The sequence below is a fragment of the Nocardia sp. NPDC057440 genome (genome assembly GCF_042802915.1).
Classification (GTDB): domain Bacteria; phylum Actinomycetota; class Actinomycetes; order Mycobacteriales; family Mycobacteriaceae; genus Nocardia.
The window spans coordinates 25,508-45,896 of the sequence record NZ_JBHVDF010000011.1; the positions used below are offsets into that span (position 1 = coordinate 25,508).

Consider the following 20,389-nt stretch of genomic DNA (forward strand, 5'->3'; position numbering starts at 1 on the left):
CGCGCGGCGGCGCCCGTGGGGCGGCCACAACACGGCCCGAGTCGCCCCCCCGCCCCCCCCGGCGGGGGGGGGTGGCCCGCCTGGAGGAACCCCCCCCCCCGAGGCGACGGAGATTCTGCTCCACTGCGTCCCATCCACGCGGTCTTCGAGAAGAAGTCGTGGCGGAGCGCTGTGGGCAACGATCAGCGGCGGTTCGTGAGCTGAGGTGTTCTCCAGGTGGATTCGTCGACCCACTCGGCGTCCTCGGTCGGGTACGTCGACTCATCGCCTATCCGGCTCGGCCACCACACCCGGCGGCCCAGCAGTGCCGTGACAGCGGGCGTGAAGAACGTCGCCATGACGAAGGCGGCGATAGCGACGCCCACCGAGATGGCGAAGCCGATCTGTGACAGAACGGTGTTGCCCGCCAACATCATCGATGCGAACGACCCGGCGAGGATGAGGCCCGCCGCCGCGATGGTCGGACCCGTATGCCGCACGGCCAGCGCTGCCGCCTGCTTCGGGTCGTGCCCCTCCTTCGCCTCTTCGCGCAGTCGGGCCACCATCAGGATGTTGTAGTCGGTGCCGAGCGCGACCACGAACATGTACATGATCACCGGGAGCGAGAAGATCAGGCCCGAATTCCCTTGCGCCTGCTGGAAAACCAGCACCGCGGAACCGAGCGTGGCCGCGAAGCCGAGACCGACCGACACCATGAGGTACCACGGTGCGATCGCGCTGCGCAGCAGCAGTGCCAGCACGATCGCGATCAGGATCGCGGCCACCGGGAACACGACGGTGTAGTCATGGTTCATCGCGTCCTTGAAATCGACGAAGACCGAGGTCATTCCGCCGACCACTGCGGTGGCTCCTGCGGGTGCGGCCGCATGCGCGGTGTCGCGCAATGGCCCGCGTACGGTGGCCAGCGCCGCATCAGAGTCGGGTTGTGCGGTAAGGGTCACCTGGAATTCGGCTACCCCGCGATCGCTCGACAGGCGCGGCTCACCCACCTGCCCGACGCCGGGCGTCGCGGCCAGCTCGGTGCGGTAGACGCCCAGCTGCTCATCGGTGAGCCCGGACCCGGATTGCAGGTACACCAGCGACGGCTGGGTCGCCCCCGCGGGCATGCCCTTGAGCAATTCCTTTCCATAGACCGCGGATTCGGAGGTATCCGAGGTCGAACCCGAGGTCAGATCGAAGGTCGGGTGGAAACCGAAGGCGGCCACACCCAGCGTGACGAGCACGCCACCGGAGGCGACGGCGAACCAGGCGGGACGACGTCCGAGCGCTGCGCCGAGCGCGCCGAACAGCAGTCCGCGCGGCTCGCGCTGCCACGACTTCGACGGCCAGAACACCTTCGTACCCAGCAGCGACACGATGGCCGGGACCAGGGTGATTCCAGCCAGCATGGCGACTGCCACCGCAATGGCCAGCGCCGGGCCGAGCGCCCGGAACATGCCGAGCGTGGACAGCGTCAGCGCGAGGAAGGCGATGATCACGACGCCGGCGGCGGAGGTGATGGCCTCGCCGACCCGGGTGACCGCGCTGATCATGGCGGTCTTGGGATCCTCGCCGGCGCGCAGCCGCTCCCGGTACCGGAACATCAGGAACAGGATGTAATCGGTTCCGACACCGAACAGTACGACGGTCAGCAGTGAGTTGACCGAGCTGTCCATCTTCAGATCGAATGCCTCAGCCGCCATGGCGATCAGTCCGCCGACAGTGCTGGAGACCGCGCCGATGGTGATGATCGGCAGCAGCGCGATCACCGGGCTGCGGAAGATGATCAGCAGCAGCACCAGGATCAGCGCGATGGTGGCCGCGCCGATAATGGCCATACCCTTCTCGCTGGACTCGGTCTGATCCAGCAGCTGGGCGGCCGTACCGGTGATCCCGGCTTTCAGGTCGGTACCGTCCACCCGTTCACCCAACGTCTCACGCAGCTTCTTCACCGCGTCGGACTGCGTTTTGTCGGTCGGGTCGGTGACCTTGGCCATCTGCACAGCGATGACCTGGATCATCCTGTTCTCGGCGGGCGGTGTGGCCTGAATGCCGTTGATGCCCTTGATATTCGCGCCGGACAGCTCCCCAGCGATCGCGGTGACGATCGCCGAGTCGGCGGCGGTCAGGGCTGTGTCGTCGGCGCGCTCCACCACGATGAGCGCGGCAGGTGTCACGTCGTTCGGAAATGCCTTCTGCTGGAGGTTCATTGCCTGAACCGATTCGTAATGTGACGGCAGGAAGGCGGATTGATCTGTGGTGGCAGTGAGTGTCGGCGCTGCCGATACGACCGCGATGGCGGCGAGTATCCAGACGGCTATCACCTTCCACGGGTGACGGACGGCAATGCGCCCGAGCCGAGCGAACATGAGGTGAGTCCTTTCGAAGAAATTGGGAAAATCAATGAGTGGTGCCGGCCGGTGGCGACCACTCGGTCAGCTGCACTTCCACACCGTTGGGGTCGGTGAGCTGCAGAATCCATTGCCCGCCGGGCTCACGGCGCAGGGGAACGGTGATCGGTGCGTGCGCTCGAAGCAGCCGGTTCTGCTCGGTGACGATGTCGGTGACCGCGAACGACATCAGCACCCCGGTCGGTCCAGGGCTTGCCGACGGCGGAAGCTCTGGATCGCGCTGCAGCAAAACGACTTCGACGGCGCCATCGTCGCGTTCGAGGCAGGCGAAGTCCTCGCTTGCCACCAGTTCGCGAAAGCCGAGATGGGTCGTGAAAAACCGACAGGATGCCGCGAGGTCGACGACACTCAGCGCGATCGCCGAGCCGACGATATTCATTCCATGGTGCCCTCCTGTGTGAACTGCGTCCGTACGTCCGGACCGCCGCCCGAATCGTCCGACTAGGAAAGTCTCGCGAATTGCGCAGGTCAGAACAATGACGAAGTGCGAATGGTCGGTTAACCCAGAGGTTTACGAACGCACACAGAAGCGCTCGCGCGAACACTGTGCGCATATGTGCGCACAGTGTTGGGCTAGGCTCTCGGCTGCCGTGAGCGAGGAGGATGCGGTGGAGTTGCGTGATATCGAGATTTTTCTCACGCTCGCCGAGGAACTGCATTTCGGCCGCACCGCCGAGCGGTTGCACGTATCGCCCGCGCGGATCAGTCAGGCAATCAAGAAGCAGGAGCGCAGCGTCGGCGCGGATCTATTCGAACGCACCAGCCGCACTGTGAAACTGACGGTCGTGGGGGAGCAGCTTCGCAACGATTTGCGCCCGGTCTATCGAAGTCTGCACGAGAGTGTGGCGCGGGCGCGACTGGCGGCCCAGGGCAAGACCGATGTACTGCGCGTCGGCACGATCAATTCGAACGCATACGAGCTGCGGGCGTTCTGGGAGGCATTCAGAGCCCGGTTTCCGCAGTGGGGCTTGCGGATTCGGCACAACGACTGGTCTGGTCCCTTCGGTCCACTCCGCAACGGGGATATCGACGCGCTGATTGTCTGGCTGCCGGTGGAGGAACCGGATATCGCCATCGGACCTGTGCTGTTCACCGAGCCCAAGGTGCTGCTCATGCCGGTCGGACACCAACTGGCCGACCGTGATTCGGTGTCGATCGAGGAACTGGGCAACTATTCGACCATCACTCGAGGGCTGAGTGTGCCCGACTACTGGGAGAACGAGTATCTACCGTTCTACACGCCCTCAGGTCGAACGGTGGAGAAGGTAGTGACCATCGTCAATCGGGAAGACATGCTGGCCGCGGTCAGTCACGACGGCGTGATCAACACTGCCGCCGAGCACGTCGCCCGCTATTCGACGCGCACCCGCCCCGATGTCGTCGACCTGCCGATCCACGACTCCCCGCTACTGCACTGGGCGCTGGTGTGGCGTTCGGACGCCGAGAACGAGCGGATTCGCGCGCTGGCCAACGTGATTCGCGAGCTCGGTCCGATGGCGTTGTGAGCGAAATCAGCAGAACGGCCCGCTCTGCGGGGACCGGGCCTTTCTGCTGGTGATGTCAGCCGCAGCAACCGGAGCCTGAGGCTACGGCCGCACTCTTAGCCCGGCTGCCGCAGCATGCGCCCTCTTCGGCCGCCTCCTGCGCGGTTCCGCAACACGGGCCTTGCGCGGCTTCTGTATTCGCGGTGGTTTGTGGTGCGGTGCCGAAGGTTTCGCTGTCTGCGAGCACTGTGTAGACCTCCCATCGCTCGCCACCGGGCGCGGTCACCCAGACCTTGTCCTGAGTGGCGAAGCAACATGTCGACGCCATCTCCTCCTCGGTGAACACCCCTGCTTCCGACAGCCGGGCGATCTCGCCGTGCACCTGCTCGCTGGACTCGACTTCGACGCCGAGGTGGTTGATGCTGCCGCCCTTGCCTGGGTTCTCCAGCAGCACCAGCTTCAGCGGCGGCTGCGCGATCGCGAAGTTCGCGTAGCCCGGCTTGCGCTTGGCGGGTTCGACGCCGAACAGCGTCGAGTAGAACTTCACTGCCACGTCTACATCATCGACATTGAGGGCGAGCTGAACACGGGACATGATGACCTCCACCTTTGAGATGTATATCGAATTGGTTGGGATATGACGATCGTGCCCACCTTTTCGACATATGTCAAGACCCTCGGTAGTGTGGGGTTATGCCGAAAGCATTGCCTGTCATCGATATGACCGCGCCCATCTGCTGCGCCCCTGTCGCGGCCGGACCGGTCGACGACCAGGCCGCCCTCGAAGTAGCCCTGCGCCTCAAAGCCTTGGCCGACCCCGCGCGGGTCAAACTCATGTCACTGCTGCTGGCGAAGGGTGAGCAAGCCACCGGACAGCTGGCTGAGGTCGTCGGGCTGGCGGAATCAACGGTCAGCCATCACCTGGGCCAACTCCGCGCGGCCGGGCTGATCGAATCGACTCGGAACGGCATGAGCGTTCAGCATCGGCCACTGCGGAATGCGTTGTCCGCTTTGTGCATTGTGCTCGATCCGAACTGCTGCACCTGACGGGCACTGTCGAGTTCGTTGGTGTGGTCAGGCGGTGGCGGGCAGGCTGTTGACACTATTGATCAAGGCCCGGCCCCCTGTTCGGCGGGGTCGACCGTGCCTGGCCGGTTTGTCGGCCTGCAAGGCATCCGGTGGGTGGGTGTGCGCCGAGCGGTTGCGGTATGTCGGTACTTTCGGCGTGGATTTCGCCGCGACTATCGTGGGGGGATGGGCGTCATGGGCGAGCTGTTTCCGGGCCAAAAGCTGACCGACGAGGGCAGCGAGGACAGCGACGGGCAGACGCATCGTCCTCGATTCGACATAGATCTGGACACCGGCGTGGCGAGGTTGCCGGGGCCGGTTGCGCCGCAACACGCGGACGAAACAACCGAGTAGCCGGGGACCGAGCCCTGGTGGGGAGGCATCCATGTCGCCTGAACTGGGTTTGTTTGCCAGTGCGGTTCTGTCGGCCCGTATCGAGCGCGCTGAACGGTCGCTGATCGAGGAAGGCGCTCGTGCGGCCGCACACCGAGATCCGGGGGAGCGGGTTCTTGTGGTTCCGCTCGGCAGCGGACTCGCGGTGTGGGCGGGTCCGGGTTCGCCTCTGGACAAGGTCGTCGGAGTCGGTATAGCCGACGAATTCACCGACACCGAGTTGGATGCCGTGGAACAGGCTTTCGCCGAGCGTGCCGCGGCGGTGCAATTCGAGGTCTCGACCCTGGCCGATCCCAGCGTTGTCGAACGTCTGACGCGTCGCGGCTATGTGCTGTTCGGCTTCGAAAATGTGCTGGGCCTGCGGTTGGACCAGGGCAGGCAGGCGCACTTTGCCGACCGGGTAGTGGTCTCCGATGTCGGGCCGGAGGAGTTCGAGACATGGTTGAACGTCATCGTCGACGGCTTCGCCGTACCCGATACCCAGGGCATCGCGTCCCACGAGGAGTATCCGCGCGATGCGATCGAACACTCAGTGCGCGACGTCAGCTCGTCGAGTGGCTTCGTGGGTTCGCTCGCGCGGATCGATGGAGTGCCCGCCGGTGGTGCGAGCCTGCGCCTCAGTGACGGCGTCGCCCAACTCTGCGGAGCGGCGACACTGCCGCGGTTCCGTCGCCGCGGCGTGCAGGGCACGTTGCTGGCGAAGCGGCTCGCTGCCGCCGCGGCGGCGGGCTGTGACCTCGCCGTCGTCACCACCCTGCCCGGTTCGAGGTCACAGCAGAATGTGCAGAGGCTGGGCTTCCAGTTGCTTTATGTCCGTGCCATTCTCGTGCATTCGGCGCCGACGGACCGCGATACCGAGGGTGGCGAACCGGCGGGGTAGTCCACGCCGGACCAGGCAGATGGCCACGATGATGGTCCATATCGCCTTGCCGAGGTAGCCGAGGGTTTCACCGCCAGTCGGTTTGCACGACCTCGAACGTGCCCCTGGGGCCGGCTCCGGGCAATTGACTGATTCCGATGGAACCGATCGAGCCGCTGTTGCGTCGAAGACCTATGACGGACAGGTTCGTTGGGTGTCGATGCTGGCACTTCGAAATCGGTTGATGGCCCGGAACACCGGATGAGGAAAAGGAGGGAGACAACTGGCGATTCCAATCCGGGGATCGAGCACCACCTCCAGCAACCCCTGGGGCGCCAGTGAATCCGGTGCGGCCAGGGTACCGGACACCCCGGCGGTGGCGCCGAGTCGACGAACGGGTATGGGCAGGAGAGGATGAGAATGTCTGCACAGCAACGACTTTCACGACGATCGGCCAGTGGTATCTCGATCATGGATGCGCTGAAGCCGTGCCCGCTCCAGCGAAACGTCGACACCCCAGGTCGCACCATCAGGCGGCGGACTTTGACTCCGCCCTGTAGGTCATCCCGGTTGACAATGCGAATAGCAGCCGACAAGATAATCGCTTGCCGGGCCTAGGCCGGGCCGTTCTATCAAACGGGGGTGTTATGTCGAGTCCGACGAATAGTTCGCTGCCCACACCGGCAGTCCGTTTCTGTCGCGAGGTGTTGTCATGACGAACGGGGGATGGTTCAACCATTACGACGACCCAGACGAGTTCTGGGACGACGAGCCTGTGCAGAGTAAGAGGACACCGCCCAATCCCTCCCCTTCTCCGTCGCCTCCACAGAATCCTTCTTCGCCTCCGCGGAAGGTAGTTCCGGCTTCAAAGCCTGTTGAGGCGCAGCCCTGGACTGCAGGTCCGATGTCGAAGTCTGCTGGCGCGGATCAGCCGCAGAGCGAGGCGGGTTCCTCATTTGTCACTGTGCGGGTCGATGGGGGACTCTTGCCGGTACATATACAGCTGAGCCCCCAGTGGCACCGCCATGTGGACGGAAGTGAGGCTGGTGCTGAATTGATGCGCGCATATCAAAAGGCGATTGGGATCTACCTGGGTGAAGCCATCAAATCCGGGAAATATTTTAGCGGAGAATTTCGGCACCCGTCCGCACCTCCTGATCGACGGACTGTCTTGATGCTTTTGCTCGAAACAGCAAGCTGGGCTGATTACCGCGAAACTCAAACTCGCATCTACGCTCGGAACGGTTTCGAGGTGCACGGTCAGGCGCAGATTCAGGGCGCGCCAGTTACCTCGATGCACGCGAACTGGTTTCAAGTACAGTCTATGCGGATATGGCCAGAATGGGCGCGACGGGCCGATCCTATCCAGATTGTCGATGAGGTTCTCTGCTGTGCGAATCGAGTCCGCGAACTTCGCCCGACTTTCAAAATCCGGGGAGACTACTCGAGATATTCAGACGAGGACCTTGAATATCAACATCTTCACCATCGTGAAAATCTAATAGAGGAGCTGGGGGTCTAACATGGCTGCACCGTCGAAGGACGCGATCTCGGTCGCGGTAGCGCAAGTGCGTAGCGCTGCAACCAACTGGGACGAAGCGGCGGCTGCCTTGGAAGAGGCGCGAAAAGCAACCGAGAAAGCAAAATTTGAAAAGCTCGAGGCGGGTGTATTTGCACTTGCCTATGACAAATACAAAGACGCTCCGGATTTTATACGCGATCGCATGGTGGAGGGTATAGCGGTATTCAATGAGATTGCTCAGACTCTGCGCCAGGTGGCAGACACCTATCAAGCCGAGGATGAGCGGTTTGAGCACGAGATCCGTAATCTCTACTGAGGTAGCGCCGAATAATGAGTGAAGATAAGAACCCTCAGACACGTACGGACCTGGGTACGAATATCGAATCTATCAAAACCAAGGCGGCGGAACTTGGTACAAAACCCGATTCGGTCAACGATGCCTTCGGGGATATCGTAAAGTCTGTTCGCATTTCCGGCTGGGGATTCTTCGGTATCGCTGGTGGGCTCAGCGCCGAAGCGGTCGTCGATAGACTTTGGGATGAACGGGATGAAGTACAGAAACACATCAAAGATGCTGGCATCAAACTAGAGGAGCTAATCAAAGGTATTGCAATTCCCGTAACATTCATAGACTACGCCAACACGTGGCGCGATATTGGAAGTGCCATCACTAACGCCGGAACGCAGATCGGTGAGACTTCGCTGAAAGCTCATTGGTCCGGCATTGCCGCTGAATCGTATGATAATTCCCGAACGAGGCAAGAAAGGCCCTGTACGCCGGCGGCGATCCCGGCATCATGTGAAACAATAGCGGCGGCACTGGAGGACGTTGCCGTAAAGACGCTTGAGCTTTATCGTGAGATAGTTGAAGCGATTCTCTCGCTGATCTCCAGTATCGGGGAAATAATTGCTGCCGCCGAGACGGGTCCTGCGGCAGTGTTCCAGACTGCGGCTATCGTGTCGGCCATCGGCAATGCATACAATGCGATTGCCCTGGCCATTGGAAGTATAGCCTCGTCGGCCCAGAACAGCATTATCAATGGAAACAAGATAGCTCAGGCTAGCTCGGACATCGATGGCCTACCGGACAATAAGTGGCCGCCAATGGCCGTCAACGATTCCGCCAAGTTCGATGACGCGACCGTCACTGACGGCTCGAACAAGTGGTCGGTAAATACGGATAGACGGACCCAGTAACCGATATTCACTGAAGATGGGAGCGGCGATTGAGCCAGGCTTCATGGTGCTCGATTTGCACAACCGCAGGACTGATATCCATCGTGCTCATATCTGGGTGCGGAATAACAAACAAAAATCCTGCACAACAAAGCTCTAGCCACACCCTTCGTGAGCAGTGTGATACTACGCTCGGCTTCTTTGGAAAAGACCTCGGAATAACCGATGTAAGTATCGAATATGGGTCCGACAAACCTGAAGGGATAATAGAGCGAGGAGCTACATGCACCATAACGCAGGCATCCTTGGTGGGGGTGGGCCAAACGCGGCTTCGACTGATGTTGCCGAGTGAGACGGACCCTCCTCTGCTCAAAGACGACCCGAGCTATATTCCCCAAACTGGGTACGACGAGAAAGTATGGCTGAAGCGCACCGACGATGCGGTTCGTATCGCCGCCAAGGTTGACGGTTGGCAGGGCACACTCACCATCAACACGGGTTTGATCAAGGCTAAAAACGGTGAACCAAAGTTCAAAATCACCGACCAGCAGATCCGCAACGCATCACAATTCCTCATTGGTTTGACCAGGGACTTTGGGTAGTGAGCCCTTTCATCCTCAGCTGAGAGTCGTTGTCGCCATTGGGGATTGGCGCAGCGTGTCGCCAGCGTGAATGGCGAAGCCCCTAGTAAGCCAGCTGTCGACCGAGACTACTGAACGCCAAGGGCTTCAAATGCTGTCCTACCGGTCCGTGCTGCCGTTGTCATGAACCGAACGACGGGTTCGATCCCCGGCAGCTCCACTCGGAAGGCCCAGTTCATTGGACTGGGCCTTCGCCGTTTCCATCCGTCGGCTGCTGTACGGCCTGCGGGCTGGATGGTCGATGAAGCGCACTATGTTGATCGGATCAGCCAGTCGGGCGCTCAGGCGTGCATTTGATAGCTTCTCCGGTGGAGCTGTTTCCGGGGCAGAAGCTGACCGATGAGGGCAGTGTCGGGCAGGTGCATAGGCCTCGGTTCGACATTGATCTGGATACATACGGGTGGACCGGTCGGCGGAGCGGGGTGGCCGACTAGGGGTTTGTATCCCGATCGGGTGAGTGCCGGTTACCAGCGGTCTTCTTCGGCTTCCCGGATTCGTTGGGTGACGCGGTCGATCCAGTCGCCGAAGTGGGCAGTGAGGTCGCTAGGAGTGGTGGGGCGGACGGTGATGTGTTGGCCGCGGTATTCGGTGTAGCGCCCGTCGTCGCTGATGTCGTGCCATTGCACGGTGTTCAGTGGGTTGGTGAGTTTGTTGACCGGGCCGGTGTAGAGGAGTGCGGATCCGCCGCCGTCCGCGGGGCGATGGAGCAGGCGTTGGTAGCGGTCGCGAGGGGTGTTCCGGCTGATGCTTTCGAGGTGGCCGTTGGGGCGGCCGTACAGGTCGTCAGGGTGGAAGGTGTCCGGTGGTTGCGTGCCGGGTTTGCAGGGTGGCAGGGCACTGGACAGCTGCGCGGTGAGATGGTCGACGGGGAACATGCGGCAGCGGATGGGGCCGATGGAGTCGCCGAAAGTGGCTTGGGCCAGCGACATGGCGCGGTGGTCATTGCGCGCGCCGACGACGCGGTACACGCGCGTTCCGCCCTTGGGATTCTTGTGTTGGGTTGTGCCGCCGAAGACTTCGATGCGCATGGTCGAGGTGGTCAAGGTATGCAGGGCGAGTTGGATCTCTTCGAGTTCGTCGCGGGAGTAGCGCTCGCGCACGGTGACGCGGTGGGCGTCGAAGTCGTCGCGATAGGGGAAGCGACTGGTGAAGCGGAGTGGATTGGGGAACCGGTCATTCGCGGGGCCGAACCAGAGCGCGGCGAAATCGTCGGGCTCCCAAGTCCATTCAGCCATCTAGAGATTCCAATCGGTCGTGCGGGGTGAGTTGTGCTCGGCGCGGTACGGCGAGCAGGAGCGGTGCTCCGGTGTGATCGACGGGATGGGTCGCTGGCAGGATGCGCACGACCCGGGCCGCGCGATCCGTTGCCGCGCGGCCGAGCGAATGCGCCGCCGAACCAGAACCGGCGCAGTGGTCAGTTGCGGGTGGGCGGCGGGGGCGCAACGTCTCCGCCGATCACGCCACCAGGAACGGTAGGCGCGATCTCGCCGATCAGTTCCGCCGTGTTTTCGGCATTGATGAGATAGTCCGGCGTCCCGTGGGTGTTTTCGTCATCGGACTTACCCTTGCCCGCACCAGCGCCCATGCCGCCCATTCCCGGCATGCCTGTTCCGCCGGCGAGTCTGCTGGCCGCGGCCGCCGCTGGATTGGCGCCGGTGGGTGTGCCGGGGACGCCTGGGACACTGCGGCCCGGGCTCGGGGTGCTCGGCGACCCTGGTGTGCCGCCGCCGGGCGAGCCCAGCCCGCTCGGGGTACCAGCAGGCGTGGTCGGGGTGCCGCTTTTGGACGGGTCGAGCGCAGTCGGGGTGGTCGGACTGCTGCTCGGGTCTGTCGAAGTCGGATTGGTGCTGGAGGGGTTGGTGTCCTCCGACGACGGATCGTCGGTCGACTCCTCCTCGGTCTTCTTCTCCTCTTCGGGGTTCTCGTCCGTTTCCTTCGGATCTTCGGTCGAGCCAGGAGAAGTGGGGTTTCCGGAACCGCTGGGGTTTCCCGAGCCATCTCCGGTGCCGGTGGGTTTGGTCGGTTCGGAGATGTCCAGTGGGTTGGTGGGGTTGAGCGCTGTGGGGAGTACCGGGACCCGTCCGTCGAACTCGGCGAACTTTTTCACGTAGTTCTCGAGCATGGCGTTGCGTGCGCCCGCGGTTGCCTCGCTGCGGGTGTGTTCTTCCTCTGTGGCGCGAGGTGGCCAGACGTTCGCGGTCCAGGAGTGGTGATTGGCCTCCGGGATCCCGGTGGCGACGCTGCGGATCGCGTCGGCGGCGGCCTCCATGTCGTTGGACATCTGCGTGATCAGCGGGGTCAGCTCGTGGGCGTCTTTGACGTAGCGGGTGATCGCGTCTTTGGCCTTATCCGCGGCTGAGCCTTCCCATGACTCGGCGATCGAGCCTTGGACCGAACGGGCGAAGGTCTCGAGTCCCTGATCCCATTGTGTGGCCGCGTTGGAATAGTTCATGGCGGCGGAGTGTGCGTTTTTGGGATCCAGTGGCGTGAACGCTTCCTCGATTTCGGTGCGTTCCCAATGGAATACGTTCTCCCCGTGTGGGGGGATTTGGGTGGACTCGTTGCCGGTCAATGGATCGCCTTTCCCTACAGGCCTGGCCAGGAGAAGATCTTCGGCATCGCAGGTTGCTGCTGCGGAAGGTTTGTCTCGAGGTCCCGGTATCGGGCCGCCTGGTCGGTGTCTGCGCTGGTGATGCGTTCACGGACGGTGCGGAACAAGGTCTGGAAGTCCTCGATGACCTTGTAGTGCGACTCCATGACGTCGAACACGCTATTGCCGTTCTCCGAGCCCTTGGACTTCTGTCGCCAGCGGTTCACCATCGTCTTGGCGGAGATCAGGTCCCGTTCTCCCTGCGGGACGAAATCCTCCCCGAGACCCCACTTATCCTGCTTGTAGACGTCAAACATGATTCGCTGAATCTGGCGGATGGCGCCTTTGAAGTATTCGCAGTCGCGGTCGACATAGACGAATTTCTCGAGATCCATCCGGACGGCCAGGCGGCCCTCGCGAGCCTCGGTGATAAGGTTCGCCAACGGGCTCGCTGGAGTCTTGTCATCGTTTGCCATGTGGGTCCCCTCCCAGTTCGGTCCGTGGAGCAGTGGTCAGGCGGTAGCGGGCAGACTCGGCACAACCTTTTCCGCCAGGGCTCGAGCGAGCACACAAGAGTCGGTGCTGCCAGTGTCGCGGTTCGATGGCGGATTGATGAGACTGAACTCGAGGCTTCCGCCCTTCATCTCCACGTTCACCGTGCATGCTTCCTTTATGTGGGGGCCATCGAACTGGAGTGTCGAGATCGCCCGCCTGCCAGCAATGGTGAACTCGGTGGCCTCGGCAAAGTTGCGGCTGCGAATGAGATCTACAGTGAGATTTGTTGTTCGGATGCTCACCGCATATCCATTAGGCCTTACCCAACCGCAGCCGCGCCACTCAACCCCGCCGTCTCCGTCGTTATTGGCGACAATCTTCATGCCCAGCTTTTCCGAGTCCAGCACGCTTTGTGGAATGTCGTTGCACGGGTTGTAGCTGCGCGGTACACCCTCGGCAAGCGATGGTCTCGTGCTCGTCGGGGTTGCTGGCTTGGCGTCTCCACCGGTCGACGGCCCACACCCCGAAAGCAGGACAACAGCCCCAACCGCAAACGCGGCACCGAGCAGTGTGCTTCCCCTGCTGGTCATGTGTTCCTCCCGGTCGCCGGCTGTATCGATGACATCGATCAGGGCCGGCCCGGCTCCCCGCCCCCTGTTCAGCTGGATTGACCGTACCGGCCGGTCAACCAGCGTGCAACCGTCCCCGGGTGGGTTACGGCGAAGTAGGAGGCACGCGCTGCACACACGCAGACCGCGACCTGGATGCCTTCCCAATCAAGGCATTTCGAGATCGATTATGGCGCAATATGTGGCACTTCATTCAAGAGTTCAGTGCATCGATGCCCTGACCTGGACACTGAACTGTGTCCTCATCGAGCCAAGTTCTTGGATTCTGTCAGCGAAAAGTTCAGTGTTCCGAGGGGATCTCAATACCAATAGGGCAGGGTCGACCTTGGCGATCAGAACCCTGAGGTAATCAATCTGCTTGATCGTGGGCCAGCTCGACTTTGGGGCTGGGTCGGTCGTTCACCCCACCGTGCGCAGTGGGCGTCGCGCTCGGCTTTGGGCTGGGCCTTGGCGGCGGGATTGCGATCGGTGCCCTGAATCGCTTCGATCCAACCCCAGCCGGGCGGCCTAATCACTGCCTGCCACAACACAGCGGCGAGTCACATCCCCTTCGAGTGCTCCATCACCAGCAGTAGCAGGGTCGCACTTCACGCCCCTGCCATCGTCAGCGTCGGCAGTTCAACCGCTGTTGCGGCGTCCTCACCGTTGCGCCGCATCTCACGCAGAAGCGGTGCCGACTTCGTCGCGGACATATTCTTGGCCTTCGTCGGTGACGAAGCGTTCGGGTTCGACTGCCCGCAATACATGACCTTCACCCGGATCGGCGACGGCGACGTCGATCAGCGAGACCGAAATCGCCTGGTATGGGCGAAACTGACGTCGCCGGCAACCACGTCTTCATCGAAGAAGTGGTGACGGGCGACCGAGCACCAGAAGAGGTGGCACTCCGGCATGGCGGGTGCCGCCCGTGGCATCCAATTGCGTTGGGCGGCAGGCGCGGTAGGGTCTGCCGTGTCATTCGGGGGAACCTAAGCCCCGACGCGTAATCGAATGGTTGTGACGATCTTGATGGATGCACGTGGGCTTTGCATAGTCGCGGTGAGCGTGGCGGCTCTGGCGGGTGGGCTGACGGGATGCGGGTCCGAGGCTAAGCCAGTGGAGACACCGCTGTTCAGCGGCATATCGGATTCCTGCGCAAAACTGGCGGCACCAGCCATGGACGCCATCCGGCAGTCCACTGGCAAACTCTTCAGCGCGGACGTCGCGTTCGAGGATGAGGGCACCCAGCCCGCGTTGGAGCCCGGCCAGTCGATAAAGATTTGTGGCGCATTATATCTGGCCCCGCCGAAACATGTCGGGACCAATTTGATCATTGCGGCGGAACGCCGCTTCATCACCTTGACGTTCTCGCTCCATTCTGACGATGATGCGGTCGCCTCCGCCAAGCACCAATTCGGTTTCGTCCGTGACCAGGTCAAAGGCCGCGCCACCTCAGGCCTCGGCGACGAGTCACTCGAAGGTGCAAATGGAAGCTCCAAGGTCAACCGCGCCGTCACCGCCTTCCGCAAAAGCAACGCGGTTGTCGACGTGACGGTTTCCGGATTGGACAGTTCGGGAAAGGACGTGGAAGTTTCCGAACTCGAGCCCGGATCACGCTCGATCGCAAGGGCATTGGCTGACAACGTTGGCGCTGCCTTCAACCTCAAGTAACCCTCCGCCGAGCCACAGCTGAGCCAGGCCAGGGCCACGGTGGTGCGGCCCTGGCTACTGTCCGGCGCGGTGTGCCGTTGCGGTGGCGCGGCGGCGGAGCCTCATTGGGCCGATGGCAGTCGAATATTGCGCAATCTGATCTTCGAAAGTTCTTCGCTGGGTGCACTGCGGGCAAGAACGCGTTATCCGGCCGAGTCTGCGACGCCCCGCGCTGCATCCGCGAATGCCGGATTCGCGCGAATAATCACACTGGTCTCATCGGCGATCGGTTGACAGTGAATCAACGCCCGCGCGTCGCTGTACGCGAAGATCGCAAGGATCAAGCCGACCGGAATCCCGCCGGGGAAGGCCGCGAGTACCAACGGAATCGGCACCTGCCCGGGGCCGGTCAGTAGGAACGCGACGACGCTGCCTACCAGCGCAACCGGGCCGATGGCCGCTAGCGTATGTCCCAGGCACCGCAATCGATTCGCACGACGAACACATTTTCCGCACACCGGCCACTCCCCGTACAAGACGGCGGGTACCTCGAGTTTCGGTCTCGCGGTGAGTGTTCGGAGGCCCCGCCACATGTTGCCCGAGAACGAGCGCGCGAGGGAACCGCTTGTCGCCTGTTCGCACCCCCGGCCTGTCCGGATGAACCGAATCCAGGTACCGCGTCGCTCGACCGCGTGCAGTCCGTGTGCACTGCACAAATCGGGCAGCGGTTGCGCCACTTCGAGAACGACATAGTCAGCCGTTGCGTGCGGCGGCCGGACAACCACGGACTCATGATCGCGCCTGGCTCTGGTCGCAATCCGGACATCGACGATGTGAAAGGGTTTGCCGACCATTACTGCAACCAGCCGCCTTTGCGGCGTTCCTCGAAGTAGAGATCGTCTTCATCCGGCTCGTCCGGAATAAAGACCTGTTCGCGATTTGGCTTACGTGTACCTGGAATCACATGTCCGGTCGAGGATTGCCTGATGGTTTGCGGCGGTGCAGGTGCGGACGGACGCGCTGGTGCTTCGGTCCGTGTCACGGCCTCTTCGGGTTGCTGATTGCGGAGTCGTTCGAGTTCTGCCTCACCCAGGCGGGCCAATTCATCCCGCTCGTGTTCGGGCTTGCTGCAGAATTCTTCAATCTTTTCACGGGGCACCTGATCGAACATCTTTGCAAACAATTCGGTTCGACTGAAATCGCGCAGGCTGCTACGGCCCGCGAGAACATCATCCAGCTTCTTTCGCACCTCGAGATCGGCACTCATCGGCCATGACCGGATCCGTTCTAAGGAACTACGCAAACGTCGTGAGAGGCCGATGTCGCCGTGCGCGACATCGAAAATCAACTCGGGTGGTTGTGTCATGGAATTTACGCTCCGGGATGGTCGTAGGATTTGGCTCCCAGTTCGGGTAGCGGCTCCGGGCTGGTCCTGCTCAGAACTCCCCCTCCGGACCAGAGCCCGACTATCAAATCGAATATTCCGGCGATGATTGTGACACCTTTGGTAATATTCTTGTACATCGCGAGCCCGGTGGCTGCCATTGCTGTCAGTGCAGCAGCCCTGGAGACGCCGGTCGGATCGGGATTCGGCCCCATAGCAATAAGTGATTCGATTATCCATATAATCGCCAAATCGGAGAGAAACTGGACAAGATCGGCGAGGAACTGTGCCAGGGTCGACATTGCGTCGGAGGCATTATCCAATATTCTTTGAATTTCATTCAGTCCACTGATCTGCCATTTTATTTGCCCAGCCAAGTTGTGAAAATAGCTTTGGGCTTTGTCTGCCGCATTTCCTTGCCACGAGCTCTCGAGGATGCTGTCCCAGTCCGTCTTGATCGTATCGTGGTAATTCTGGTTGAATGTCGCCAGATTTCCGGCGGCATCGGCCGCCCTGCTGACGGCTTCCCAGTCGCCGGCAATCTGTGAAGCTATCCATTTCGGTACGTCGACGTTGGTCACTTTTTCGATGACCCAATACACCCCTTGGGCGGGCGATGCGTAGTTCCCGCCAAGGACGAAGGCAACCATGTCGGGCACCGCCACCTCGGACTGCGGCTCTGTGAGCGCTTCCTGGGGGCGTGTCATCACTTAACCGCCTTGTACTGGTCGTCCATTTGCTTGGCTCGCTCGAATTCAGTGGTTCGATACATTTGCCCGCTCTTGGTGAGCTCAGTCGAGGATTCGTCGCTCAATCTAGTCAATTTTTCGTAGTTGGCCTCGAGGTTCTGTCGAATCTGATCGACCATCCCTTTGACGTAACCGAAAAGGCGCGACTGCTCCCCGTCGATATCGAAGTAGCTTGTGACATACTTCTTCGCGGCGTCGGATTGACCGGATAGATCCCGCATCGCACTAGCAAATTTATCCAGGTCATCGGGTGTGACTTTAAAATCGTCGGTCATGTGCCCCCTTCTGAGATGCATTCTCTCAATACAACTTTCGTAATCTTACCTTGGAGTCTGTGCGGGCCGCTCGTCGACTGTGACCGCCGAATACCTACGACAGCGGCAGTCCAGCGAGCCGGACTCGGCCGGGGTTGAACCCGACGCGTCGGTGTCGTTTCTACTTGTCGTAGGTGTGCTTTCGAACTCCAGGGTTCGCCCGGGCAGGGGTGGTGCGATTCGGACCGGCATCACGGCTGCCGCAGGCGCGTATGCAACTCATCGAACCGGTTCCCCAGCACCGTGTAGGCCTCCAGCCATCCGCTGCTGGCCGCGATCTCACACAGTGGCCCGGTCGGCGCGAATAGGAAGGAAAGGTCAGGCAACCGGCTCAAATCTTCCTGCCGGATGCGCTGGGCATGATCGGTCAGATCATCCACGAGCTCTTTCTCGTCCGAGTACCGAGATTGCCAGATCAGTTCTTGCGGAGCGTGATTCACGATCGCCAACACCTGATCGAGGATGCCGACGATCTCCACCGCGGCCGACTTCATCCCGCCAGCATGCCATGCCCTACCGGACATCGTTCGCCTGACAACCGGTCAGTGTGTTCAGGTGCCAGGGCCGGGGTCAGCGCTCAGGCGTACGACGGCCGACGTGACGTTTGGACAGCACGCATCCGGATAGCCGGCGCGCACCACAACTACTGCGTGCCCGGCGATTGCCGATGTGGCAGGCCGGTCATCGAATTCGCGCCGCTGTCGATCGACCACGCCTGCCCTGTGTACCTCACCCAGAACCCGAAACCCCGTGGGCGACAGGTTGCGTCAGTGCGCGCCGAGCGCATCGAGGATCATCGGACGCGCCGTCGCGAGCGCCTGCTGCCAGTACGGCCAGGTGTGGGTTCCGTTGACGACGTCTACGCGAGCGGTGATTCCGAGTGCCGTGATCCGATCACGGAACATCTGGGTAGCGGCAGTCGCCATCGCCTCGAGGCCCATCGCATTCACCGTGTTGCCGACCCCGTACGGCAGGTCGAGCGGACCGGGCACGCCATTGCCCGCCCAGACGTATACCGGCAGGCCGCGCAGCGATTCTGCCTGCACAGTGGCGTCGTTGCGAGTCCAGGCAGGGTCCTTGGCCGGGCCCCACATGTCGTCCACGTTGAAGTTGCCCTCGTCCCACATGGCGACGCGCATCGCTTCGCTCCACAGCGGATACGTCGGATGCACGAATCCAGAGAAGGATCCGGCGAACTTGAACTGGTCGCGATGGTGGCCGGCCAGCGTCAGGGCGGCGTTGCCGCCCATGGAGGCTCCGACGATGGCGTTGTTGGTTCGCGATACGCCGTGCCGTTCCAGGAAGGCGGGCAGCTCCTGGGTGAGGAAGGTCTCCCATTTGTACGTCGTCGTCTGACGGTTGGTACTACTCGGCCGGTACCAGTCGGTGTAGAAGCTCGAGTGACCACCGACCGGGAACACCAATGTGACGTTGTCGCCTGCGAACTGGCGCAGCGCGTCGGTGTCGGTCGTCCACTGACTGTGGTCGGCGGGTGCACGGAAGCCGTCGAGCACGTACAGGGCCGCGCTCCCGCCGCGCCGCGCCCACTGCACTTGGACTTTGATCGGCCCCATACTCGACGGCACGAAGAGGTCCTGGTAACCGCCTGCCGGTGCGCGCAATATCGGTGAGTGGACCGGTGCGGCGGTAGCCACAGCCGCTCCGATCGACGACAGCAGCACAGCTGTTGCCATGACAGCGCCGGTCTTCCTCAGCCACCCACGAATTCCCCGCTGGTCCCCAGATCGCGCTGCTCGACCCACCCCGTATACCTCCTCTTTGTTCCCCGGTCGGTGACCGAGGAGACCCGAATTCGACTGCCGTTCAGACCAAGTCGCTGTCCGCGCGCTTGCGGTCCCGTCACGCCCCGGCGCGGAGGGACCATCATAGGTTGTGCCCGTTATCGTTCTCGAGCTGACGCGAACGTGCAGCGCACGGGCGAACTGTCGCCGACGTGTACGTGCGTTCGAGACTCGCTCGAGGAAATGCTGTCCAGAATGTGGAGTTGTCGGTAGTCAGCGGAGTCGTCAACTCTGCCGTCACGCTTCTTCATACCTCGGGTCGAACGCTGTCGTCACCAGTGGGGAGCGCAACCCCGACCTTCCCACTGTCTTGGACACGGACACGGACACGGACACGGACACGGATGCGGGGCGATGGCTCGAGCAGAGGCAACTAGCCTCTGTTTTGAAATTCGGTGAGGGCGGTGTGGCCGCCGTCACCCGTGTTGGGGCCATTGGTTGATGGCGGCGATGTAGACGGTGGCCAGGTAGCGGACGGCGAGTTGTCGTATCTGGTTGCCACGGCACGGTTCTCCTTCAGCTGACCAATACCGCACTCGACCGCGTGAAGCCGCTTGTACCGTTCGGCTACGGTTCGCCAAAGAGGGACATCACCAGCAGAAGCTGTTCCATTCGTCGCGCGGGATGTATCCCTCGCTGGTATCGCAGCAGCGTTCGGCCCATTCACGCGCCACGAACACCGGTCGGGTCAGCACCACGTCACCCGCCCGCTGCGTCCGGATCACCACTCCGAGCAATTCCGAGCCGGGGTCTGCCTGCTGCGAATAGCGCGGTTCCTTGCCCTGCGTGGTGGCGTACTCGAGGAACTGGTCTTCCAGCCGGGATGGCACCTGCGCCACCAGTTGCATGCCCTCCAACGTCACCTGTGGACCGGCAAGGGCATGCACGACAACACACGCCAAGCCGACAGTCTCGTCGAAATAGGTGGTGACCGCTGGCTTGAACGGCTTGATCCCGGCAAGTTCGAACTCGATGCGGGACTCCCTGCTGAAATGGCCTAAAAAGACATGACTCGTGAGGATTCCGTCTACGGCGTCTCTAATCTGTGGAGGAGTCATGCCGAACTGCAACGGCCCAACGTTCACGAACGGAGTGAAGGTCCACTGCGGGCGCTGTGCCTCGTCCAGGATGTCCCATACACCGGCCATGGCCGATACCCCCACATCCGGTCGGAGCGCTCCGCAGCATCGAAGTCGCCGAGCGATCATATCGGTGCCATCAATGCTGACAGTTCCCGATGGGGCCGTCCGGCTCACCGGAAAGG

General features: G+C 61.9%; 21 protein-coding genes. 8 read left to right on the forward strand and 13 right to left on the reverse strand.

Going from position 1 to position 20,389, the window contains the following annotated elements; all coding sequences use genetic code 11:
- Positions 1 to 182: 182 nt before the first annotated feature.
- Both ACFU4Z_RS22560 and ACFU4Z_RS22565 read right to left on the reverse strand, forming a co-directional pair.
- Positions 183 to 2,348: an MMPL family transporter gene (locus ACFU4Z_RS22560; RefSeq protein ID WP_379066052.1), complete on the reverse strand. Its 2,166-nt coding sequence runs from the start codon at positions 2,346 to 2,348 to the stop codon at positions 183 to 185.
- Between the two features lie 31 nt (positions 2,349 to 2,379).
- Entirely contained in the window at positions 2,380 to 2,769 is a 390-nt protein-coding gene (locus ACFU4Z_RS22565; RefSeq protein ID WP_379066054.1) for a VOC family protein, read from the reverse strand.
- Between the two features lie 211 nt (positions 2,770 to 2,980).
- Here ACFU4Z_RS22565 and ACFU4Z_RS22570 point away from each other — a divergent pair, with 211 nt between their 5' ends.
- Positions 2,981 to 3,895 carry a LysR family transcriptional regulator gene (locus ACFU4Z_RS22570; RefSeq protein WP_379066057.1) on the forward strand — a complete coding sequence of 305 codons (915 nt, stop codon included), beginning with the start codon at positions 2,981 to 2,983 and terminating at the stop codon, positions 3,893 to 3,895.
- A gap of 55 nt (positions 3,896 to 3,950) precedes the next feature.
- On the opposite strand, the gene ACFU4Z_RS22575 is transcribed toward ACFU4Z_RS22570, so the two are convergent.
- The gene (locus ACFU4Z_RS22575) at positions 3,951 to 4,469 is read right to left on the reverse strand and encodes an ArsI/CadI family heavy metal resistance metalloenzyme (RefSeq protein ID WP_379066060.1); all 519 of its coding nucleotides are present in this window, start codon (positions 4,467 to 4,469) and stop codon (positions 3,951 to 3,953) included.
- 98 nt (positions 4,470 to 4,567) lie between these two features.
- On the opposite strand from ACFU4Z_RS22575, the gene ACFU4Z_RS22580 reads away from it, so the two are divergent.
- The 6 genes from ACFU4Z_RS22580 (at position 4,568) to ACFU4Z_RS22605 (ending at position 9,494) form a co-directional block, all read left to right on the forward strand.
- Positions 4,568 to 4,921 (forward strand): Rv2640c family ArsR-like transcriptional regulator, encoded by a 354-nt coding sequence (locus ACFU4Z_RS22580; RefSeq protein ID WP_379066063.1) that lies wholly within the window; start codon positions 4,568 to 4,570, stop codon positions 4,919 to 4,921.
- Between the two features lie 207 nt (positions 4,922 to 5,128).
- A complete protein-coding gene (locus ACFU4Z_RS22585; protein WP_379066066.1) occupies positions 5,129 to 5,296 on the forward strand; it encodes a hypothetical protein in 168 nt (55 codons plus the stop codon).
- A 31-nt stretch (positions 5,297 to 5,327) separates the two neighbouring features.
- On the forward strand, positions 5,328 to 6,215 hold the full coding sequence (locus ACFU4Z_RS22590) for a GNAT family N-acetyltransferase (RefSeq protein ID WP_379066069.1): 888 nt from the start codon (positions 5,328 to 5,330) through the stop codon (positions 6,213 to 6,215).
- Positions 6,216 to 7,717: 1,502 nt separating this feature from the next.
- Entirely contained in the window at positions 7,718 to 8,032 is a 315-nt protein-coding gene (locus ACFU4Z_RS22595; RefSeq protein ID WP_379066073.1) for a type VII secretion target, read from the forward strand.
- Positions 8,033 to 8,046: 14 nt separating this feature from the next.
- A complete protein-coding gene (locus ACFU4Z_RS22600; protein WP_379066076.1) occupies positions 8,047 to 8,913 on the forward strand; it encodes a hypothetical protein in 867 nt (288 codons plus the stop codon).
- A gap of 293 nt (positions 8,914 to 9,206) precedes the next feature.
- Positions 9,207 to 9,494, forward strand: coding sequence for a hypothetical protein (locus ACFU4Z_RS22605; RefSeq protein WP_379066079.1), 288 nt, complete (start codon positions 9,207 to 9,209; stop codon positions 9,492 to 9,494).
- A 503-nt stretch (positions 9,495 to 9,997) separates the two neighbouring features.
- Here the strand turns inward: ACFU4Z_RS22605 and ACFU4Z_RS22610 are convergent.
- The 4 genes from ACFU4Z_RS22610 to ACFU4Z_RS22625 all read right to left on the reverse strand — a co-directional run bounded on the left by ACFU4Z_RS22610 (position 9,998) and on the right by ACFU4Z_RS22625 (position 13,208).
- Positions 9,998 to 10,768, reverse strand: a complete 771-nt coding sequence (locus ACFU4Z_RS22610) for an ESX secretion-associated protein EspG (protein WP_379066082.1) — start codon at positions 10,766 to 10,768, stop codon at positions 9,998 to 10,000.
- Between the two features lie 179 nt (positions 10,769 to 10,947).
- Complete coding sequence (locus ACFU4Z_RS22615) at positions 10,948 to 12,105, reverse strand: WXG100 family type VII secretion target (protein WP_379066085.1); 1,158 nt, start codon at positions 12,103 to 12,105, stop codon at positions 10,948 to 10,950.
- Between the two features lie 14 nt (positions 12,106 to 12,119).
- Complete coding sequence (locus ACFU4Z_RS22620; RefSeq protein WP_379066088.1) at positions 12,120 to 12,599, reverse strand: hypothetical protein; 480 nt, start codon at positions 12,597 to 12,599, stop codon at positions 12,120 to 12,122.
- Positions 12,600 to 12,635: 36 nt separating this feature from the next.
- Positions 12,636 to 13,208, reverse strand: a complete 573-nt coding sequence (locus ACFU4Z_RS22625; RefSeq protein ID WP_379066091.1) for a DUF3558 domain-containing protein — start codon at positions 13,206 to 13,208, stop codon at positions 12,636 to 12,638.
- A 1,134-nt stretch (positions 13,209 to 14,342) separates the two neighbouring features.
- Between ACFU4Z_RS22625 and ACFU4Z_RS22630 the strand changes: the two genes are divergently transcribed.
- Positions 14,343 to 14,897, forward strand: coding sequence for a hypothetical protein (locus ACFU4Z_RS22630; protein WP_379066094.1), 555 nt, complete (start codon positions 14,343 to 14,345; stop codon positions 14,895 to 14,897).
- 832 nt (positions 14,898 to 15,729) lie between these two features.
- Here ACFU4Z_RS22630 and ACFU4Z_RS22635 read toward each other — a convergent pair.
- The 6 genes from ACFU4Z_RS22635 to ACFU4Z_RS22660 form a co-directional block, all read right to left on the reverse strand.
- Positions 15,730 to 16,242, reverse strand: coding sequence for a hypothetical protein (locus ACFU4Z_RS22635; protein ID WP_379066097.1), 513 nt, complete (start codon positions 16,240 to 16,242; stop codon positions 15,730 to 15,732).
- Positions 16,243 to 16,247: 5 nt separating this feature from the next.
- A complete protein-coding gene (locus ACFU4Z_RS22640) occupies positions 16,248 to 16,967 on the reverse strand; it encodes a WXG100 family type VII secretion target (protein WP_379066100.1) in 720 nt (239 codons plus the stop codon).
- Positions 16,967 to 17,284, reverse strand: coding sequence for a hypothetical protein (locus tag ACFU4Z_RS22645; protein WP_379066103.1), 318 nt, complete (start codon positions 17,282 to 17,284; stop codon positions 16,967 to 16,969). Before ACFU4Z_RS22645 ends, ACFU4Z_RS22640 begins: the two co-directional genes overlap by 1 nt.
- A gap of 230 nt (positions 17,285 to 17,514) precedes the next feature.
- Positions 17,515 to 17,817 (reverse strand): hypothetical protein, encoded by a 303-nt coding sequence (locus tag ACFU4Z_RS22650; RefSeq protein WP_379066106.1) that lies wholly within the window; start codon positions 17,815 to 17,817, stop codon positions 17,515 to 17,517.
- Positions 17,818 to 18,090: 273 nt separating this feature from the next.
- Complete coding sequence (locus tag ACFU4Z_RS22655) at positions 18,091 to 19,017, reverse strand: alpha/beta hydrolase (protein ID WP_379066109.1); 927 nt, start codon at positions 19,015 to 19,017, stop codon at positions 18,091 to 18,093.
- Between the two features lie 698 nt (positions 19,018 to 19,715).
- The gene (locus ACFU4Z_RS22660; protein ID WP_379066112.1) at positions 19,716 to 20,273 is read right to left on the reverse strand and encodes a hypothetical protein; all 558 of its coding nucleotides are present in this window, start codon (positions 20,271 to 20,273) and stop codon (positions 19,716 to 19,718) included.
- Between the last annotated feature and the right edge of the window lie 116 nt (positions 20,274 to 20,389).

Coding starts and splice junctions, on each gene's coding strand:
- ACFU4Z_RS22560 (WP_379066052.1), bottom strand. CDS start 2,348: ATGTTCGCTCGGCTCGGGCGCATTGCCGTCCGTCACCCGTGGAAGGTG.
- ACFU4Z_RS22565 (WP_379066054.1), bottom strand. CDS start 2,769: ATGAATATCGTCGGCTCGGCGATCGCGCTGAGTGTCGTCGACCTCGCG.
- ACFU4Z_RS22575 (WP_379066060.1), bottom strand. CDS start 4,469: ATGTCCCGTGTTCAGCTCGCCCTCAATGTCGATGATGTAGACGTGGCA.
- ACFU4Z_RS22580 (WP_379066063.1), top strand. CDS start 4,568: ATGCCGAAAGCATTGCCTGTCATCGATATGACCGCGCCCATCTGCTGC.
- ACFU4Z_RS22585 (WP_379066066.1), top strand. CDS start 5,129: ATGGGCGTCATGGGCGAGCTGTTTCCGGGCCAAAAGCTGACCGACGAG.
- ACFU4Z_RS22590 (WP_379066069.1), top strand. CDS start 5,328: ATGTCGCCTGAACTGGGTTTGTTTGCCAGTGCGGTTCTGTCGGCCCGT.
- ACFU4Z_RS22595 (WP_379066073.1), top strand. CDS start 7,718: ATGGCTGCACCGTCGAAGGACGCGATCTCGGTCGCGGTAGCGCAAGTG.
- ACFU4Z_RS22600 (WP_379066076.1), top strand. CDS start 8,047: ATGAGTGAAGATAAGAACCCTCAGACACGTACGGACCTGGGTACGAAT.
- ACFU4Z_RS22610 (WP_379066082.1), bottom strand. CDS start 10,768: ATGGCTGAATGGACTTGGGAGCCCGACGATTTCGCCGCGCTCTGGTTC.
- ACFU4Z_RS22620 (WP_379066088.1), bottom strand. CDS start 12,599: ATGGCAAACGATGACAAGACTCCAGCGAGCCCGTTGGCGAACCTTATC.
- ACFU4Z_RS22625 (WP_379066091.1), bottom strand. CDS start 13,208: ATGACCAGCAGGGGAAGCACACTGCTCGGTGCCGCGTTTGCGGTTGGG.
- ACFU4Z_RS22635 (WP_379066097.1), bottom strand. CDS start 16,242: ATGACACAACCACCCGAGTTGATTTTCGATGTCGCGCACGGCGACATC.
- ACFU4Z_RS22640 (WP_379066100.1), bottom strand. CDS start 16,967: ATGACACGCCCCCAGGAAGCGCTCACAGAGCCGCAGTCCGAGGTGGCG.
- ACFU4Z_RS22645 (WP_379066103.1), bottom strand. CDS start 17,284: ATGACCGACGATTTTAAAGTCACACCCGATGACCTGGATAAATTTGCT.
- ACFU4Z_RS22650 (WP_379066106.1), bottom strand. CDS start 17,817: ATGAAGTCGGCCGCGGTGGAGATCGTCGGCATCCTCGATCAGGTGTTG.
- ACFU4Z_RS22655 (WP_379066109.1), bottom strand. CDS start 19,017: ATGGCAACAGCTGTGCTGCTGTCGTCGATCGGAGCGGCTGTGGCTACC.
- ACFU4Z_RS22660 (WP_379066112.1), bottom strand. CDS start 20,273: ATGGCCGGTGTATGGGACATCCTGGACGAGGCACAGCGCCCGCAGTGG.